Source organism: Dactylosporangium cerinum (assembly GCF_042653625.1).
Lineage (GTDB): Bacteria > Actinomycetota > Actinomycetes > Mycobacteriales > Micromonosporaceae > Dactylosporangium > Dactylosporangium cerinum.
The window spans coordinates 13,339-30,987 of record NZ_JBHSIU010000019.1 but is presented as its reverse complement, the minus strand read 5'-3'; the positions used below and the strand labels follow the sequence as shown (position 1 = coordinate 30,987).

At 73.5% G+C, this 17,649-nt stretch carries 16 protein-coding genes and 1 riboswitch; of the genes, 12 read left to right on the top strand and 4 right to left on the bottom strand.

The window, feature by feature from the left end; translation table 11 throughout:
• Positions 1 to 99 precede the first annotated feature (99 nt).
• From mihF to ACFPIJ_RS17850, 6 genes are all read left to right on the top strand, one after another.
• Entirely contained in the window at positions 100 to 420 is a 321-nt protein-coding gene (gene mihF / locus ACFPIJ_RS17875) for an integration host factor, actinobacterial type (protein WP_033356842.1), read from the top strand.
• 202 nt (positions 421 to 622) lie between these two features.
• Positions 623 to 889 carry a DNA-directed RNA polymerase subunit omega gene (rpoZ, locus tag ACFPIJ_RS17870; RefSeq protein WP_033356843.1) on the top strand — a complete coding sequence of 89 codons (267 nt, stop codon included), beginning with the start codon at positions 623 to 625 and terminating at the stop codon, positions 887 to 889.
• Between the two features lie 6 nt (positions 890 to 895).
• Positions 896 to 2,125, top strand: coding sequence for a bifunctional phosphopantothenoylcysteine decarboxylase/phosphopantothenate--cysteine ligase CoaBC (coaBC, locus tag ACFPIJ_RS17865; RefSeq protein WP_380116239.1), 1,230 nt, complete (start codon positions 896 to 898; stop codon positions 2,123 to 2,125).
• Between the two features lie 122 nt (positions 2,126 to 2,247).
• Positions 2,248 to 3,441, top strand: a complete 1,194-nt coding sequence (gene metK, locus ACFPIJ_RS17860) for a methionine adenosyltransferase (protein ID WP_380116238.1) — start codon at positions 2,248 to 2,250, stop codon at positions 3,439 to 3,441.
• A gap of 290 nt (positions 3,442 to 3,731) precedes the next feature.
• Positions 3,732 to 5,885 carry a primosomal protein N' family DNA-binding protein gene (locus ACFPIJ_RS17855; protein ID WP_417323602.1) on the top strand — a complete coding sequence of 718 codons (2,154 nt, stop codon included), beginning with the start codon at positions 3,732 to 3,734 and terminating at the stop codon, positions 5,883 to 5,885.
• Positions 5,882 to 6,646, top strand: a complete 765-nt coding sequence (locus tag ACFPIJ_RS17850) for an aminoglycoside adenylyltransferase domain-containing protein (RefSeq protein ID WP_380116237.1) — start codon at positions 5,882 to 5,884, stop codon at positions 6,644 to 6,646. Before ACFPIJ_RS17855 ends, ACFPIJ_RS17850 begins: the two co-directional genes overlap by 4 nt.
• Positions 6,647 to 6,967: 321 nt before the next feature.
• On the opposite strand, the gene ACFPIJ_RS17845 is transcribed toward ACFPIJ_RS17850, so the two are convergent.
• The 3 genes from ACFPIJ_RS17845 to ACFPIJ_RS17835 form a co-directional block, all read right to left on the bottom strand.
• On the bottom strand, positions 6,968 to 7,513 hold the full coding sequence (locus ACFPIJ_RS17845) for a P-loop nucleotide/nucleoside kinase family protein (protein WP_380116236.1): 546 nt from the start codon (positions 7,511 to 7,513) through the stop codon (positions 6,968 to 6,970).
• Between the two features lie 114 nt (positions 7,514 to 7,627).
• On the bottom strand, positions 7,628 to 9,358 hold the full coding sequence (locus tag ACFPIJ_RS17840) for an ABC transporter ATP-binding protein (RefSeq protein ID WP_380116234.1): 1,731 nt from the start codon (positions 9,356 to 9,358) through the stop codon (positions 7,628 to 7,630).
• A gap of 10 nt (positions 9,359 to 9,368) precedes the next feature.
• A complete protein-coding gene (locus tag ACFPIJ_RS17835) occupies positions 9,369 to 10,424 on the bottom strand; it encodes an amidohydrolase family protein (RefSeq protein WP_380116233.1) in 1,056 nt (351 codons plus the stop codon).
• Between the two features lie 49 nt (positions 10,425 to 10,473).
• On the opposite strand from ACFPIJ_RS17835, the gene def reads away from it, so the two are divergent.
• Genes def through ACFPIJ_RS17820 form a run of 3 tightly spaced genes read left to right on the top strand, consistent with a single transcriptional unit; the run spans position 10,474 to position 13,441 of the window.
• Positions 10,474 to 11,019: a peptide deformylase gene (gene def / locus ACFPIJ_RS17830; RefSeq protein ID WP_380116232.1), complete on the top strand. Its 546-nt coding sequence runs from the start codon at positions 10,474 to 10,476 to the stop codon at positions 11,017 to 11,019.
• A complete protein-coding gene (gene fmt, locus ACFPIJ_RS17825; protein ID WP_380116231.1) occupies positions 11,016 to 11,990 on the top strand; it encodes a methionyl-tRNA formyltransferase in 975 nt (324 codons plus the stop codon). Before def ends, fmt begins: the two co-directional genes overlap by 4 nt.
• Positions 11,915 to 13,441 (top strand): RsmB/NOP family class I SAM-dependent RNA methyltransferase, encoded by a 1,527-nt coding sequence (locus ACFPIJ_RS17820; protein ID WP_380116811.1) that lies wholly within the window; start codon positions 11,915 to 11,917, stop codon positions 13,439 to 13,441. Before fmt ends, ACFPIJ_RS17820 begins: the two co-directional genes overlap by 76 nt.
• Positions 13,442 to 13,946: 505 nt before the next feature.
• Here the strand turns inward: ACFPIJ_RS17820 and ACFPIJ_RS17815 are convergent.
• The gene (locus ACFPIJ_RS17815; RefSeq protein ID WP_380116230.1) at positions 13,947 to 14,438 is read right to left on the bottom strand and encodes a hemerythrin domain-containing protein; all 492 of its coding nucleotides are present in this window, start codon (positions 14,436 to 14,438) and stop codon (positions 13,947 to 13,949) included.
• Between the two features lie 55 nt (positions 14,439 to 14,493).
• Here ACFPIJ_RS17815 and rpe point away from each other — a divergent pair, with 55 nt between their 5' ends.
• From rpe to ribD, 3 genes are all read left to right on the top strand, one after another.
• Complete coding sequence (gene rpe, locus ACFPIJ_RS17810) at positions 14,494 to 15,153, top strand: ribulose-phosphate 3-epimerase (RefSeq protein ID WP_380116228.1); 660 nt, start codon at positions 14,494 to 14,496, stop codon at positions 15,151 to 15,153.
• Between the two features lie 96 nt (positions 15,154 to 15,249).
• Positions 15,250 to 16,200 carry a GGDEF domain-containing response regulator gene (locus ACFPIJ_RS17805; protein ID WP_380116226.1) on the top strand — a complete coding sequence of 317 codons (951 nt, stop codon included), beginning with the start codon at positions 15,250 to 15,252 and terminating at the stop codon, positions 16,198 to 16,200.
• Between the two features lie 150 nt (positions 16,201 to 16,350).
• Positions 16,351 to 16,493, top strand: a riboswitch (FMN riboswitch).
• 121 nt (positions 16,494 to 16,614) lie between these two features.
• The gene (ribD, locus tag ACFPIJ_RS17800; protein WP_380116224.1) at positions 16,615 to 17,649 is read left to right on the top strand and encodes a bifunctional diaminohydroxyphosphoribosylaminopyrimidine deaminase/5-amino-6-(5-phosphoribosylamino)uracil reductase RibD; all 1,035 of its coding nucleotides are present in this window, start codon (positions 16,615 to 16,617) and stop codon (positions 17,647 to 17,649) included.

The window sequence follows — 17,649 nt, the reverse complement described above, 5'->3', positions numbered from 1 at the left end:
TCGATCATGGGATTCCCACGTTGCCGAAATGGCTCGTGACCGCTAGTTTTCCCGGCGCTAGACCATCAACATTCTTTTCAAGGGACCTGAGGAGACCTGGTGCCGCTCCCGTCACTGAGCCCGGAACAGCGCGCGGCCGCTTTGGAAAAAGCGGCTGAGATTCGTAAGGCTCGCGCTGAGCTGAAGGAGCAACTGAAGCAGGGGAAGACCACCCTCGCTGCCGTGCTCGATCGTGCGGAGTCCGACGACGTCGTCGGCAAGCTTCGGGTTTCGGCCGTGCTGCAGGCAATGCCCGGCATCGGCAAGATCCGCGCAACGCAGATCATGGAGAAGCTGAAGATCGCTGACAGCCGCCGCCTCCGCGGCCTCGGCGACCAGCAGCGCAAGGCACTGCTCGGGGAGTTCGCCGGCGGCAAGTGACTGCCGCCAGGTAGGTCCCCCCGGACCAGTGTGAAGACCTCGACGCGCCCGGACCCCGCACAGGGGCCCGGGCGCGTTGCCGTCGAGACCGAAACCCCCGAGCGCAGCTAGCACAGCCCGGCAGTCAGCACAACCGGCTGGGGCAACCTGGTAGGGTTTACCAGTTCGCGCGCTGTCAATTGGAAAGTCGTGAGGTTGTTTCGTGGCCGGAACCGTGGCAGACCCCCAGGGCATCACCAACCCGCCGATCGACGAGCTGCTGGAGAAGACCACCTCGAAGTACGCGCTGGTGATCTTCGCGGCGAAGCGGGCCCGTCAGGTCAACGCCTACTACAGCCAGCTGGGTGAGGGTCTTCTCGAATACGTGGGCCCCTTGGTGGAGACCACGCCGCAGGAGAAGCCGCTGTCCATCGCGCTCCGCGAGATCAACAGCGGCCTGCTGACCGCCGAGCGCATCGAAGAGGTCTAGTCCGACATGCACGCCGAGGACGACGGCGCCGGCGACCGGCCGCGGGTCGTTCTCGGCGTCGCCGGCGGCATCGCCGCCTACAAGGCCTGTGAGCTGCTGCGGCTGCTGACCGAGTCGGGTCACCGGGTGCGGGTCGTGCCGACCGCGGCGGCGCTCACGTTCGTCGGCGAGGCCACCTGGGCCGCCCTGTCCGGCCAGCCGGTCAGCACCGACGTGTGGACCGGCGCGCACGAGGTGCCGCACGTGCGGCTCGGGCGTCAGGCCGACCTCGTCGTGGTCGCGCCCGCCACCGCGGACCTCCTCGCGAAGGCCGCCCACGGGCTCGCCGACGACCTGCTCACCAACACGCTGCTCACCGCCCGGTGCCCGGTGCTCTTCGCGCCCGCCATGCACACCGAGATGTGGGAGCACCCGGCCACCAGGGCCAACGTCGCCCTGCTGCGGGCCCGCGGGGTCGTGGTCCTGGAGCCCGACGTCGGGCGGCTCACCGGCGCCGACACCGGCAAGGGGCGGCTGCCCGCGCCGGCCGCGATCTTCGCCGTCGCGCAGCGGCTGCTGCGCCGCGGTGACCTGACGCCCGACCTGGTCGGGCGGCACGTGGTCGTCACCGCCGGCGGCACCCGGGAGCCGATCGACCCGGTCCGGTTCATCGGCAACCGCTCGTCGGGCAAGCAGGGCTACGCGATCGCCCGGGCCGCCGTCGCCCGGGGCGCCAAGGTCACGCTCATCGCGGCCAACGTCGCGCTGGGCGACCCCGCCGGCGCCGACCTGGTCAGGGTCGAGACCACCGAGCAGCTGCGGGTCGCGACCCTCGCCGCCGCGGCCGGCGCGGACGTCGTCATCATGGCGGCCGCTCCCGCCGACTTCCGGCCCGCGGTGTTCGCCACCGGCAAGATCAAGAAGGTGGACGGCTCGGCGCCGACCCTCGAGCTCGTGACCAACCCCGACATCGCCGCCGAGCTCGGCGCCGCGAAGCGCGAGGGGCAGGTGCTCGTGGCGTTCGCCGCGGAGACCGCCGCGATCGAGCAGGCCGTCGCCAACGGTCACGAAAAGCTGCTCCGCAAGCGGGCCGACCTCATCGTGGTGAACGAGGTCGGCATCGACAAGACCTTCGGCGCCGAGCACAACCAGGCGGTCATCCTCGGCGCCGACGGCACCCGCGACGCCCTGCCCGAACTGTCCAAAGACGACTTAGCCGATAGGATTTTGGACACTGTGCTCGCCCGTTTGCCCTGATCGTGCCGGTTCTGCGAGGGTGAGATGGTTGGGAGGCCACCATGCCTTTGCCGGTTGGCGAGCGCCAGGTCGTACACTGCTGCGAAACCAAGTAACCGACGCCGTACCCCTGAGGAGCACCATTGGCCCGCCGCCTGTTCACGTCAGAGTCGGTCACCGAAGGTCACCCCGACAAGATCGCCGATCAGATCAGCGACGGCATTCTCGACGCGCTCCTCACGCAGGACGCCCGCAGTCGGGTCGCCGTTGAGACGCTGATCACCACCGGCCAGGTCCACGTCGCCGGCGAGGTGACCACGACGGCCTACGCCGACATCGCCAAGATCGTCCGCGAGACGATCCTCGGCATCGGATACGACTCGTCCAAGAAGGGCTTCGACGGCGCCTCGTGCGGCGTGAGCGTGTCGATCGGCGCGCAGTCGCCGGACATCGCCCAGGGCGTCGACTCGGCCATCGAGGTCCGCGAGGGTTCCGGCAGCGACAACCTCGACCTGCAGGGCGCCGGCGACCAGGGCATGATGTTCGGCTTCGCGTGCAGCGAGACGCCGGAGCTGATGCCGCTGCCGATCGCGCTCGCGCACCGGCTCGCCCGCCGCCTGTCCGCGGTCCGCAAGGACGGCACGATCCCCTACCTGCGGCCCGACGGCAAGACCCAGGTCACCATCGAATACGACGGGCTGCGCCCGGTCCGGCTGCACACGGTCGTCGTGTCCAGCCAGCACGCGCCCGACATCTCGCTCGAGTCGCTGCTGACCCCCGACGTGCGCGAGCACGTCATCGCCCCCGAGCTCGAGGGCCTGGGGCTGGAGACTGACGGCTACCGGCTGCTGGTCAACCCGACCGGCCGCTTCGAGATCGGCGGCCCGATGGGCGACGCCGGCCTCACCGGTCGCAAGATCATCGTCGACACCTACGGCGGCTACGCCCGCCACGGCGGCGGCGCGTTCTCCGGCAAGGACCCGTCGAAGGTCGACCGGTCCGCTGCGTACGCCACCCGCTGGGTCGCCAAGAACGTCGTCGCGGCCGGCCTGGCCGAGCGCTGCGAGGTCCAGGTCGCCTACGCGATCGGCAAGGCGCACCCGGTCTCGCTGTTCGTGGAGACCTTCGGCACCGAGGTCGTGCCGGTCGACCGGATCGAGAAGGCCATCAACGAGGTCTTCGACCTGCGCCCGGCCGCGATCATCCGCGACCTCGACCTGCTCAAGCCGGTCTACCAGCAGACCGCGGCCTACGGTCACTTCGGCCGCGAGCTGCCCGGCTTCACGTGGGAGCAGACGAGCCGCACCGCCGAGCTGAAGTCCGCTGCCGGCGCCTGATCAACACTTCGACGTTGGCCGATCAGTCTGATCCTCAGGGTGATCGGCCAACGTCTATTTCTGGGCCGGTCGGTGACGACGCCTCCGGCGTATCACAGGACGGTCTCTTCCCATCGCTGGATCCGATCGGGAAGAAAGCCGCCGGGCACGATGCCGCAAAGCCCGCGGGAAAGGCCGCCGCGGAACGCGTCGCGGGACGCGCGAAGGCCACCGGGAAGGCCCGCACCGCGAAGTCGGCCCCACCCCGCGAGGCCGCCGCGGACCTGCCGGTCGCGCGGATCTGCGTCGACGTGCCCCTGCCGCACCTCGACCGGCCGTTCGACTACCTCGTCCCGGCCGCCGCCGACGCCACCGCCCGGCCCGGGGTACGGGTGAAGGTGCGCTTCGCCGGCCAACTCGTCGACGGGTACCTCCTCGAGCGGGTCGCCGAGTCCGGGCACGAGGGGCGGCTCGCGTTCCTGGACAAGGTCGTCTCGCCGGAGCCGGTGCTGCGCCCGGAGATCGCGGCCCTCGCCAGGGAGATCGCCGACCGCTACGCGGGCACCATGTCCGACGTCCTGCGCCTGGCGATCCCGCCCCGCCACGCCCGCGCCGAGCAGTCCGCCCCACCCACGGAACCCGCCGATCCGGCAGCGGCCCGGGAACCCGCCGATCCAGCAGTCCCGGAACCCACCGGCCAGGAGCCGGTCGACCCGGCAGCAGCCCCGGAACCCGCCGGCCAGGAACCGGCTGACCCGGCGTCAACCCCGGAACCCGCCCGCCAGGCCCAAACATCGGCCCATGCGCCGGCCCACGCACCGGTCCAGACGCCGGCCCCGGACCGCGGCCAGGACCGCGCCCAGGCACCGGTCCAGACGCCGATCCCGGACCGCGCCCAGGCGCCGGTCGTGCCGGCCGTCCCGGGCGCCGGCTGGGGACGGTACACCGCCGGGGCCGCGCTGCTACGGGCCCTCGGCGACGGGCGCAACCCGCACGCCGTATGGACCGCGCTGCCCGGCGAGGACTGGCCCGCCCGGCTCGCCGAGGCCGCCGCGACCGCGCTCACCGGCGGGCGGGGCGCGCTGATCGTCGTCGCCGACGCCCGCGACCTGGACCGCCTCGACACCGCGATGACCACCGCCCTCGGCGGCGCCGGGTCGCACGTCGCGCTGTCCGCCGCGCTCGGCCCCGCGGAACGGTACCGACGCTTCCTCGCCGCCGCCCGGGGCGCAGCCCGCGTCGTCATCGGCACCCGCGCCGCCTGCTTCGCCCCCGTCGCCGGCCTCGGCCTCGTCGCCATCTGGGACGACGGCGACGACCTGCACGCCGAACCCAGGGCGCCGTACCCACACGCCCGGCAGGTCCTCCTCTCCCGCGCCGAACAGGCCGGCTGCGGGATCATCGTCGGCGGGTTCGCGCGCACCGCCGAGGCCCAGCAACTCGTCGAGGCCGGCTGGGCGATCGACGTCACCGCCGACCGGACCGTCGTGCGGCGGCACATGCCACAGGTGGTGACCGTCGGCGAGGACGACCAGATGGCCCGCGACCCGGGCGCGGTGTCGGCGCGGCTGCCCAGCGCCGCCTGGCGGGCCGCCCGCGACGCCCTGCTGCGGGACACCCCGGTGCTCATCCAGGTGCCGCGGCGCGGGTACATCCCGTCGGTCGCCTGCGCCGAGTGCTACACCGCGTCGCGCTGCCCCAACTGCTCCGGACCCCTCGCGCTGCCGTCGGCGACCGCGCCGCCGTCGTGCCGGTGGTGCGGCCGGGTCGCCGCGGCGTACTCGTGCCCCGAATGCGGCAGCAGGCGCCTGCGCGCGTCCGTCGTCGGCGCGCGACGCACCGCGGAGGAACTCGCCCGGGCGTTCCCGGACACCCCGGTGCGCACGTCCGGCCGCGACGGCGTCCTCGCCACCGTCCCCGGCGACGCGTCGATCGTCGTGTCGACCCCGGGCGCGGAACCCGTCGCCGCCGGCGGGTACGGCGCCGTGCTCCTCCTCGACAGCTGGGCCCTGCTGACCCGGGCCGACCTGCGCGGCACCGAGGAGGCGCTGCGCCGGTGGCTGACCGCCGCGTCCCTGGCCCGCCGCACCGGCCAGGTCGTCGTCGTCGCCGACGCGTCCCTCGCCGTCGTGCAGGCGCTCGTCCGGTTCGACCCGGGCTGGCTCGCCGCCCGCGAACTCGCCGACCGGCGCGAGCTCGGCTTCCCGCCGGTGGTGCGGATGGCGTCGCTCACCGGTACCCCGACCGCCGTCGCCGACCTCCTCGCCCTGGCGAAACTCCCACCCGGCGCCGAGGTCCTCGGCCCCGTCCCCGCCGACGAAGGGCAGGAACGGATGCTGGTGCGCACCGGCCGGGCCGGCGGCCGGGCCCTGGCCCTCGCGCTGCGCACCGCCGCCGGGCTCCGCTCCGCCCGCAAGACCGGCGACCCCGTCCGCGTCCAGGTCGACCCCCTGGACCTGCTGTGACACCCCCACCGGACGTCCTCGCCCACGCCACGGCCCTGGCGGGGGCTCTGGTGGGGGAGCGCGACGACGTCGTCGGGGTGTACCTGCACGGGTCCGCGGTCCTCGGCGGGTTCCGGGCGCCGACCAGCGACGTCGACGTCCTCGTCGTCGTCCGCGCGACCCGCCCCGAAGCCGCCCAGCGGGCGCTCGGCGAACGGCTCGCCGCGGTCCCCGGCTGCCCCGGCAGCGGGATCGAACTCAGCGCCGTCACCGCCGCGACCGCCGCCGACCTCGGCGACTGCCCGTTCGAGGTGCACGTCAACACCACCGCCGGCACCCCCACCGTCGTGCCCGGCGCCGGGCACGCCGGCGACCCCGACCTGATCCTGCACAGCGCGGTCTGCCGGGAACACGGCGTCGCGGTCACCGGCCCGCCGCCCGCGGAGGTGTTCGGCGCCGTCGACCGCGGCCGGATCCTCACGGCGATGATCGACGAACTGGCGTCGCCGTCGTTGCAGCAGGCCGCGGTGTACGCCGTGCTGAACGCCTGCCGGGCCACCCGCTTCGCGGCGGAAGGCCGGCTGGGTTCGAAGCTCGAGGGCGGCGAGTGGTTCCTGCGCCGGCACGGGCCGAACCCGGTCGTCGGCGCGGCGCTGACCGCCCAACGACACGGCAGGCACGCGCCGTTCACCCGCACCGGCCTGGTCGGCGTGGTCCGCGACGCCAGGGCGTTCGTCGCCACCGTCCGGGAGGAACTCCTGGCCGCCCAGCGCGCCGGCTAGCCCGTGCCGCTGCGGCGCGGCGCCCTGGCCGGGCCGGTCCGTGCGGCCCTGCCCTGCCGGTCCGTGCGGGCTGGTCCGTGCGGTCCTGGTCGGGCTGGTCCGTGCGGCGCTGCCGGGCCGGTCCGTGCGGCCCTGCCCTGCCGGTCCGTGCGGGCTGGTCCGTGTGGACCTGGTCGGGCTGGTCCGTGCGGCCCTGCCGGGCCGGTCCGTGCGGCCCTGCCGGGCCGGTCCGTGCGGCCCTGCCGGGCCGGTCCGTGCGGCCCTGCCGGGCCGGTCCGTGCGGGCTGGTCCGTGCGGACTTGGTCGGGCTGGTCCGTGTGGTCAGGCCGCGCCGATCAGCGCTTGCAGGGTCGCCGGGAGCGGCGGGGCGCCGTCGCGGTTGTCGACCTCGAGGTGCGCGACGGCCGGCGGGCGGTCCGGCGGGATCGCGGCGAGGAAGTCGTCCCAGCGGTCGAGTTTCTGCCCGTCGCGGTGCGAGCCGCGGGCGAGCAGCCGGGCCCGCAGCGTCGCCGGGTCGGACCGCACCCACACCAGGCGGACCGGGTCGCCGCCGAGCGCGGACACGAACCCCGCCCACCGGCCGGGGTCCGAGATCTGGCCCGTGAACGGCGCGGACAGCACGACCGGGCAGCCACGGGCGCGGATCTCCCGGGCCGTCGCGGCCAGCCCGGCGTACTCGTGCAGCTTGATGTTGGCGTCGTACCAGACACCCTCACGCTCACCCGGCGGCCGGCCGGCGGCGGCAAGAGTGGCGGCGACGAACCCGCCGTAGAGGGTGTCCTTGTCCAGCAGCGCCGGGGGAGGGTCGAGCAGCCCGATCAACAGGTCCGCAACGGTGGACTTGCCCGCCCCCGGTGGACCCGCCACCACCCAGACCGTGCCCGGTTCTCTCACGCGGCGGCCTCCGCTGCGCTCCGGCCCCTCACGCAGCAACCTCAGACACGTTCGTCACGTGAGCGGCCTCCGCTGCGCTCCGGCCCCTCACGTGACCAGCAACTGGTTGGTGGCGAGTTCCCGGTACAGGTCGCTGGTCTCCAGGAGGTCGGCGTGCCGGCCGACGGCGGCGATGCGGCCGCCCTCCATGACCACGATCTGGTCCGCGTCGACGACGGTCGACAGGCGGTGCGCGACGACGATCATCGTCCGATTGTGCGCCACGGTGTCGATCGCCTGGCGCAATGCCACCTCGTTGCGCGCGTCGAGGTTGGACGTCGGCTCGTCCAGCAGCAGGATCGGCGGCGCGGCCAGGAGCGTCCGGGCGATCGCGAGACGCTGCCGCTCCCCGCCGGACAGCAGCACGCCGCCCTCACCGACCTGCGCGTCGAGCCCGAGCGGGGTCCGCGCCACGATGTCGGCGAGGTTGACGGCGTCGAGCACCTCGAACATCTGCGCGTCCGACGCCTCCGGCGCGGCCAGGCGCAGGTTCTCCCGCAGCGTGCCGGCCAGGACCGGGGCCTCCTGCTCGACGTAGCCGAGCTGGGCGCGCAGCACCCGCCGCGGCAGGTCCCGCACGTCGACCCCGGCGACCCGCACGGCGCCGGCGGTCGTGTCGTAGAACCGTTCGACGAGCTGCAGCAGCGTCGACTTGCCCGCGCCGGAGGGGCCGACGAGGGCGGTGCGGGTGCCGTACGCGACGGAGAACGACACGTCACGGACAACCGGCTCCAGGGCGCCCGCGTAGCCGAACGTCACCCCGTCGAACGCGACCGCGACCGGGGTGTCGGCAACCGCCGCCGTGCCTGCGTCCACCTCGAGCGGCACCACGAGGATGTCGTGCATGCGTTGCAGCGCGCCGAGCCCCGTCTGCAGCTGGGTGTACGCGTGCAGCGCCTGACCGAGCGGCATGACCAGGAAGAACAGGTACAGCACGAACGCGACGAGATCACCGACGGAGATGCTGCCGTCGGCCACGCGGGCGCCACCGACGCCGAGCAGCAGCAGGAACGCGCCCTGGATCGCGGCGACACTGGCCGGGCCGACGAGCGCCTGCAGCTTCGCGATCCGCACGCCCGCGCGGTACGCCTCCTCGGCGCCGGACTCGACGGTGCCGGCCTCGCGCTGCTCGGCGTTGCTCGCCCGGATCGTGCGGGCCGCGGTGAGGGCCCGCTCCACGGCGCTGGTCATGTCCCCGATGCGGGCCTGCGCCTCCTGCGACGCCGGCCGGACCCGGCGGGAGAAGATCACCGCGATCGACAGGCCGAGCGCCAGGCCACCGCCCGCGGTGAGGAACAGGATCGGGTCGAGCAGCAGCATCGCGGTCGCGGCGCCGACCACCATGACGGCGCCGGTGACGGTCTCGAACAACCCGGACGTGACGACGGCCCGCAGCAGCGTCGTGTCCGCGCCGACGCGGGACAGCAGGTCGCCGGTGCGGCGCTGGTCGTACTCGGCGATCGGCAGCCGCAGCAGGTGCCGGGTCAGCCGCCGCCGGGCGGTCAGGACCAGACCCTCGGCGGTGCGCTGCAGCAGGTAGTCGCGCAGCGCGTTGAGCAGCGCCACCGCGGCGAGGACCGCGACCAGCAGCGCGACGGTCCACCCGATTGCCCGCGACGCCTGGAGCCCGTCGAGGACCTCGCGGGTCAGCAGCGGCTGGGCGAGGGTCGTGACGGACCCGAGCAGCGACAGCACGGCCACGACGGCGAGCGTCGGGCGGTGGTCACGCAGATAGGGCAGCAGCGAGCGCAGCGAGACGGTGTCCTTCTTGGTGGCCACCCCGTCGAGGCTAGCCCTGTTTCACTGAGCGTCCCCTGAGAAGGATCAGTGACGGGTGTCGCAGTACCTCGGGCGTCACCCTCGGGTCGGCGGCGACCGCGACCAGGTCCGCCGGGGCACCCTCCTCGATGCCGGCGAACCCCAGGTAGCGGCGGGCGTCCCAGCAGGCGGCGCCGACCGCGGCGGCCGGTGGGAGCCCCGCGGCGACCAGGTGCCCGACCTCGCCGGCGACGTCGCCGTGGCCGAGGGAGTCGGTGCCCGCGAGGACGGTCACCCCGGCCTCCCACGCGTCGACGGTCGCGGCGCGCAGGCTCGCGACACCGTCGAGGAACCAGTCCTTGCGCGGCCCCTCCGGCTTCGTGCGCACCACGTCGACGTGCGGCACGAACCCCGTCCACGTCGGGGTGACCGCGCCGCCCCGCGCGGCGAGCACCGTCAGGAGATCCGGGGTGAGGAACCAGGCGTGCTCGATCGAGTCGACGCCGGCGAGGACGGCGTTGCGGGTGCCCTCGGCCGTCTGGCAGTGCGCGGCCACCCGCCCGCCGACGGCGTGCACCGCGTCGCAGAGCGCCCGCAGCACAGGCTCCGGCGTCTTCGGGCGGTCGAACTCCCAGTCGCCGTAGGTCTTGCACCAGCCGTCGTTGGCGAGGGCCTCCGCGACGCCGGCGGCGGGCAGGTCCGCGGGCACCGTCTGCAGGTCGTCGAGCTCCTGCAGGCCGTCCCACGCCAGCCACGGGCCGGCCGTGACCAGGCGCGGCAGGTCCGGGCGGTCGCGCAGGTCCGGCGGGATCGGCACCCGGTGACCCGGGACGCGCAGCAGGGTGGTGCCGTCGCCGGCGTACCCCAGACCGGCGGCGGTGAACAGGGCCGGGTCGAACGTCATCGTCGCCGGGTCGTGCCCCAGGTGGGCGTGCGCGTCGACGAGGCCCGGCAGGATGAACCCGCCGTCGTGCACCGTGGTGGAAAACTGGCTCGGGCGGGTGAACGTGAGCCGGTCACCGAGCACCCAGATGTCGCGGACGTCACCGTCGGGCAGCACGGTGCCACGCAGGTGCAGGCTGCTCATCGGGCCACACTAGACTTGCGTGACTCGAATCAGATTTGGGGTGCCTCGTTTGACCGTCCAGTCCGTCCGCATCTTCGGCGACCCGGTGCTGCGCACACCCGCCGACAGCGTCGTGGACTTCGACCGTGAGCTGCGCAAGCTGGTCAAGGACCTGCTCGACACCATGGGCCAGCAGAACGGCACCGGCCTCGCCGCCCCGCAGATCGGCGTCGGGCTGCGCGTGTTCACCTTCGACGTCGACGACGTCGTCGGGCACCTGGTCAACCCGGTGCTCGAGTTCCCCGACGAGGAGGAGCAGGACGGCCCCGAGGGCTGCCTGTCGATCCCCGGTGTGTACGTGGACACCAAACGCCGCCAGAACGTGATCGCCAAGGGCTTCAACGAGCACGGCGACCCGATCCAGATCGTCGGCACCGGGCTGATGGCGCGCTGCGCCCAGCACGAGACCGACCACCTCGACGGGGTCCTGTTCGTCGACCGGCTCGACGCCGACCGGCGCAAGCAGGCGATGAAGGAGATCCGCGCCGCCGAGTGGTACAACCCCGACGCACCGCCGGTCGTCAAGGCCAGCCCACACGGTCTGTTCGGCCGGTGAGGCTCGTCTTCGCGGGCACACCCGCGGTGGCGCTGCCCGCCCTCGACGCGATCGCCGCCTCCTCGCACGAGCTCGTCGCCGTCGTGTCACGCCCCGACGCACCGTCCGGCCGTGGCCGCCAGCTGGTGCCGTCCCCGGTCAGCGCGTGGGCCGCGGCGCGCGGGATTCCTGTGCTCACCCCCGCGCGGCCGCGCGAGCCTGCCTTTCTGGAGCAGCTGGCCGCCCTCGAGCCAGACTGCTGCCCCGTCGTCGCCTACGGCGCGCTGGTGCCGCGGGCCGCGCTCGACATCCCCCGGTATGGGTGGATCAACCTGCACTTCTCGCTCCTGCCCGCGTGGCGGGGCGCGGCGCCGGTCCAGCAGGCCGTCCTGCACGGCGACGACATGACCGGTGCCAGCGTGTTCCTGCTCGAGGAGGGCCTGGACACCGGGCCCGTGTTCGGCACGCTCACCGAGCCCGTCGGCGCCCGCGACACGTCCGGCGACGTGCTCGACCGGCTCGCCGGGTCCGGTGCCGGCCTGCTCGTGCAGGTCCTCGACGGCATCGAGGCCCACGCGGTCACCGCCGTGCCGCAACCGCACGAGGGCATCTCGGCCGCCCCGAAACTCACCGTCGAGGACGCCCGCGTCCGCTGGGACGACCCGGCGTTCGCGGTCGACCGGCGGGTCAGGGCCTGCACCCCCGCGCCGGGCGGGTGGACGACGCTGCACGGCGACCGGCTGAAACTCGGCCCGGTCACGCCCGTCACCGCCGCGTCCGTCATCGGCGGCGGCACGGCCCTCGAGCCCGGCGTCGTCGCCGTCGAACGCAACCGGGTCCTCGTCGGCACCGGCACCGTCCCGGTCGTCCTCGGCACCGTCACCGCCCCCGGGAAGAAGGCCATGCCGGCCGACGCCTGGGCGCGCGGCGCCCGCATCGAGTCCGGCACCGTCCTCGGCACGTCATCCGTCGCCCCGGGAGTCACCTCTTGAGGTCGCCCCGGCGTGGACCCGGGCCGCGCCCCGCGGGCGCCCGCGACGACCGGCTGGTCAGGCCGCCGCGCGGTGGACGCCCGGCGATCGACCCGGCCCGCGAGGCCGCGTACGAGGCCGTGGCCGCCGTGCACCGCGACGACGCGTACGCCAACCTCGTGCTGCCGAAACTGCTGCGGGACACCGGGGTCACCGGACGGGACGCCGCGTTCGCGACCGAACTGACCTACGGCACGCTGCGCCAGACCGGCACCCTCGACGCGATCGTCGCCGTCGCCGCGGACCGGGCCGTGGAGCGCATCGACCCGCCCGTCCGCGACGCCCTGCGCATCGGGGCGTATCAGCTGCTCAACATGCGCGTCGGCGCGCACGCCGCGGTCGCGACCACGGTCGACCTGGTCCGTTCCCTGGCCCCCGGCGCCGCCGGGTTCGCCAACGCCGTCCTGCGCCGCGTCGCCGAGTCCGACCGCAACGAGTGGCTGTCCCGGCTGGCCCCCGCCGACCCGTTCGAGCGGGCCGCGCTCAACCACGCGCACCCGCAGTGGATCGTGCGGGCGTTCACCGACGCGCTCGGCTCCCTCGACGAGGCCGAACTCGCCCTCGACGCCGACAACCTGGCCCCGCCCGTGCACCTGTGCGCGCGGCCCGGCCTGCTCGACCCGGCCGCGTTCGCGGCGACGCTGCGCGGCGCGACCGTCGGGCGCTACTCGCCGTTCACGGTCGTGCTGACCGGCGGCGGCGACCCCGGCGGCATCCCCGCCATCCGCGACGGTCGCGCCCACGTGCAGGACGAAGGCAGCCAGCTCGTCGCCGCCGCCCTCGCCGCGGCACCCCTCGACGGCGGCAGCGGTGGCGGCCGCGACGAGCGGTGGCTCGACCTGTGCGCCGGCCCCGGTGGCAAGGCCGGGCTGCTGGGCGCGCTCGCCCGCACCCGCGACGCGCACGTCACCGCCGTCGAGGTCGCCCACCACCGGGCGGAGCTGGTCGCCAAGGCCACCGAGGGCCTGCCGGTCTACACGATCCACGCCGACGGTCGCGACGTCGGCAAGGACACGGACCTGCCCGAGGGCGGCTTCGACCGGGTCCTGGTCGACGCGCCCTGCACCGGCCTGGGCGCGCTGCGCCGCCGCCCCGAGGCCCGCTGGCGACGCCAGCCGTCGGACCTGCCACCGCTGACCCGGCTGCAGCGGGAGCTGCTGCAGGCGGCGTTCCGGGCGGTCCGGCCCGGCGGGGTCGTCGCCTACGTCACCTGCTCGCCGCACCAGGCCGAGACCGAGGTGTCGGTCACGGAGGCGGCCCGCCGCTCACCGGTGGACGTGGACCTGCTCGACGCCCGGCCGTTCCTGCCGGCGTCGCTGCCCGACCTGGGCACGGGGCCGACGGTGCAGCTCTGGCCGCACCGGCACGGCACCGACGCGATGTTCCTCGCCCTGCTCCGCCGCGCCGGCTGAGCTCTGCTGCGCCGCGCGGCACCGGCTGGACCGTGCTGCGCCGCAGGGGCACCTGCTGGACCTGCTGCGCCGCGCGGCACCGGCTGGACCGTGCTGCGCCGCAGGGGCATCGGCTGAGCTTCACCGCGCCGCAGGGGGCACCTGCTGGACCCTGCGGCGCCGCGGGGCACCGGCTGGACCCCTGCTGCGCCGCAGGGGCATTGGCCGGGGCTCTGGCGCGCCGATCGGCTGTGTCCTGCTGCGCAGGCAGGGACAACGACCAACCTCGGGACTGTGCACGCAGGCGCCGGCTGACCACGGGAATGCGCAGCATCGGTGTCAGCTGAGCATCGGACGCCTCAGGTCTGGTCGGAACGTGTGTGGGTGCCGCGCCGGCTGCTTCATCTGCACGCTAACCCATTGCTGCAAATTGATCTCCAGCTCGGCTACCGACCGTAGTCTAAGCAGTCCACAGGATTGATCGCCAACGCCCGACGACCGACGCCAACGGCCGGGGGGTCGCGGGTCAGTCGGGCAGGAGGGCGGCCACGGCGGCGCGGGAGCCGCACGACAGGGCGATCAGCCGGTCCCGCTCGGCGATCCAGGCGTCGCCGAGGGACTGCCGGATCGCGGGGTCCAGGCGCAGCGCGTCGTTGAGCAGGGTGCGCTCCTCCTCGTCGAGGTGGTGGTACAGCGAGTTCGCCAGCTTCCCCAGTGCCTTGTCGAAGGCCACGGACTCGACATCCGGCACGTCCAGCAGCGCGAGGAGCCGGCGGTGGCCGTCCAGGTGCTCGTTCTCGCCGTGCTCGACGTGGTCGTCGGCGCCGGTCAGCTCGCGCAGCTTCGGGTACACCTCGGACTCTTCGGCGGACGCGTGCGCGACGAGGAGGTCCGCGAGCTCGCCGAGGGTGTGCCGCCGGTGTGCCGCGAGATCGGGTCGGGAACGGTCCCGCAGTGCCCGGAGCAGCGTCTCGAACCTGAGATGATCGGTGATGATCACATCGACGACATCAGCCATCCAGTGATTGTCCCCCATACCGGACCGAACCCGCGCCGTCGCCTAGAGTGCTGATGTGAGCAACACGGTGATCGCCCCGTCCATCCTCGCCGCGGACTTCGCCCGGCTCGCCGACTCCGCCGCGGCGGTGGAGGGCAGCGCCGACTGGTTGCACGTGGACGTCATGGACTACCACTTCGTGCCCAACCTGACGATCGGGCTGCCGGTGGTGCAGAGCCTGCGCAAGGCGACGACGCTGCCGTTCGACTGCCACCTGATGATCGCGGACCCGGCCCGGTGGGCGGCGCAGTACGCGGAGGCCGGGGCGTACAACGTCACGTTCCACGCGGAGGCGGCGACGGACCCGGCCGCGATCGCGAAGGACCTGCGGGCCGCGGGCAGCCGGGCGGGACTCGCCATCGACCGGGACACGCCGGTCGAGGGCTACCTGGACCTCCTGCCGCACTTCGACCTGCTGCTCATCATGACGATCAAGGCGGGGTTCGGCGGGCAGGCGTTCATCCCGGAGCTGCTCGACAAGGTCCGCGCGGCCCGGCGGCACATCGACACCGGTCATCTGGAGCTGCGCATTGAAGTTGACGGCGGGGTGGCCGAGGATACGATCGCGGCCTGCGCCGAAGCGGGTGCCGACACGTTCGTGGCGGGCACCGCCGTCTTCGGCGCCGAGGACCCGGCCGCCGCGGTGCGCCGGCTCCGCGCCCTGGCGAACGGCTGAGCGAACCAAAAGCGAACCAAAAGCGAACCAAAGAACCAAAGAACCAAAAGCACCAAAGAACCAAGAGTGAACCAAAAGCAAACCAAGAGGAATCGCATGGGCGAGCCCGACACCATCCTCGTCGTCGACGACGACGTCGACATCGCCCGGTTCATCGAGGTCAATCTGCGCCTGGAGGGCTACCGGGTGCTGCTCGCCCACGACGGCGCGACGGCGCTGCGCCTCGTCGAGGAGCACATGCCCGCCCTCGCCGTGGTCGACTGGATGATGCCGCAGCTCGACGGGATCGAGCTGACCCGGCGGTTGCGGGCCGACCCGATGACCGCGCCGATCCCGGTGATCCTGCTGACCGCTCGCGGGCAGACCGCGGACAAGGTCATCGGGTTGCAGGCAGGCGCCGACGACTACCTGGTGAAGCCGTTCGACACCCTGGAGCTCGTCGCGCGGGTCCGCTCGACGCTGCGGCGCAACCAGGAGAACCGGGAGGTGTCGCCGCTCACCGGGCTGCCGGGCAACAGCCGGATCCTGCGCGAGATCACCGACCGGGCCCGGGCCGGCGCCGACTTCGCCGTCTCGCACGTCGACATCGACCGGTTCAAGGCCGTCAACGACGTGTACGGGTTCGCCCGCGGCGACGAGTTCATCACCGCGCTCGCCCGGGCGCTGCACCGTGCCGTCGTCGAGGTGGGGCTGCCGCCGGCGTTCCTCGGCCACATCGGCGGTGACGACTTCCTCGTCGTGTGCAGTCCCGACCAGCTCAAGCCGATGGCGTCCAAGGCGATCCTGGAGTTCCAGACCGCGTCGGACGCGCTCTACGACCCGGTCGACGCCGAACGCGGCTACGTCGAGGTCGTCCAGCGCAACGGCGAGGTCCAGCAGGCGAACCTGGTCACCCTGTCGATCGGGGTCGCGATCGGGCAGATCGCCAACGGGCAACTGACCGACCCGCGTGAGGTCATCGCGATCGCCACCGACATGAAGTCCGTGGCCAAGAAGCACAACGGCAACTACGTGGCGGTCGATCGCCGCAGCGCACTGCACCTGTAAAAGCAGCAGCTAAAAACAGCAGCGCACTGCAGCTGTGAAAGCACTTGTACAGCCCAAAAAGGCCGGTGACGGCCGCTGTGACGTATGTCCCTCGGTAAGGACCGGGCCGCTCGCCGCAGAAATGTGCAAGACTCGGGTTACGTACCCACCACGCGCTGGCGGGGCTCGGTGAAATTCCGAACCGGCGGTAAGCGGCGAAGCCGCGAGCCCGCGACCCGGTCGAAGCCGTCGACCGGTGGATCTGGTGTGAGTCCAGGGCCGACGGTCACAGTCCGGATGGGAGTTCAGCGCGCGGGATCCGGTGTCCGTTTCGGCGGTCGCCTCGGGGCTGGCCTGCGCGTATGCGAAGGACCGGCACCGCCCGCCGCCGTCCCGTCAGCCCTCCGCGTGTGAGCAGACCACGCGGAGAGGGCCATGGACGCAGACGCCACCGACGAGACGCACCTGCGGCGTGCCGTCGAGCTGTCCCTGCTCAGCCTGGGCGGGACCAGCCCCAACCCCAACGTCGGCTGTGTCCTCGTGAGCCCGGCCGGCACGGTCGTCGGCGAGGGGCGCACCGCACCCGCCGGCGGGCCGCACGCCGAGGTCAACGCCCTTGCCGCGGCGGGTTCGGCGGCCCGGGGGGCCACCGCTTACGTCACCCTCGAACCGTGCGACCACACGGGTCGCACCGGCCCCTGCACTGCTGCGCTGATCGCGGCCGGCGTGGCCCGCGTCGTCATAGCCGTCCGCGACCCGAACCCCCTCGCTGCCGGCGGCGCCGAGACCCTGAGAGCCGCCGGGATCCGGGTCGATCTCGTCGAGGACGACGCCGCCCGGGACGCCATGATCGGCTGGTTGACCGCGGTCGGGCGGGGCACGCCGTACGTGATCTGGAAGTTCGCCGCGACCCTCGACGGGCGTTCCGCCGCCGCCGACGGCACCAGCAAATGGATCACGTCGCCGGAGGCGCGGGCCGACGTGCACCGCATCCGGGCCGGCGTCGACGCGATCATCGCCGGCGTCGGCACCGTCCTGGCCGACGACCCCCAGCTCACCGTCCGCACCGCCACCGGCCCCGCCGCCCGTCAGCCGTTGCGGGTCGTCGTCGACAGCGCCGGCCGGACACCTCCCACCGCGAAGGTGCGCGACGGTGCTGCCGCGACCTGGATCGTCACCGCACCCGGCGGCGGCAAGGTCGACCTGCGTGGCATGTTGCGCGAGTTGTACGACCGGGGCGTCCGCACGGCGCTGCTCGAGGGCGGGCCGACCCTCGCCGGTGCGTTCCTCGCCGAGGGGCTCGTCGACCGGGTCGTGGCCTACCTGGCCCCGAAGCTGCTCGGCGCCGGCCCGGCCGCGCTCGCCGCCGCGGGAATTTCCACCATCTCCGAAGCCTTGACGCTCGACGTTGTCGACCTTGCCACGATCGGGCCCGATGTGCGCCTGACGGCAACAGTGAAAGGTGCGTGA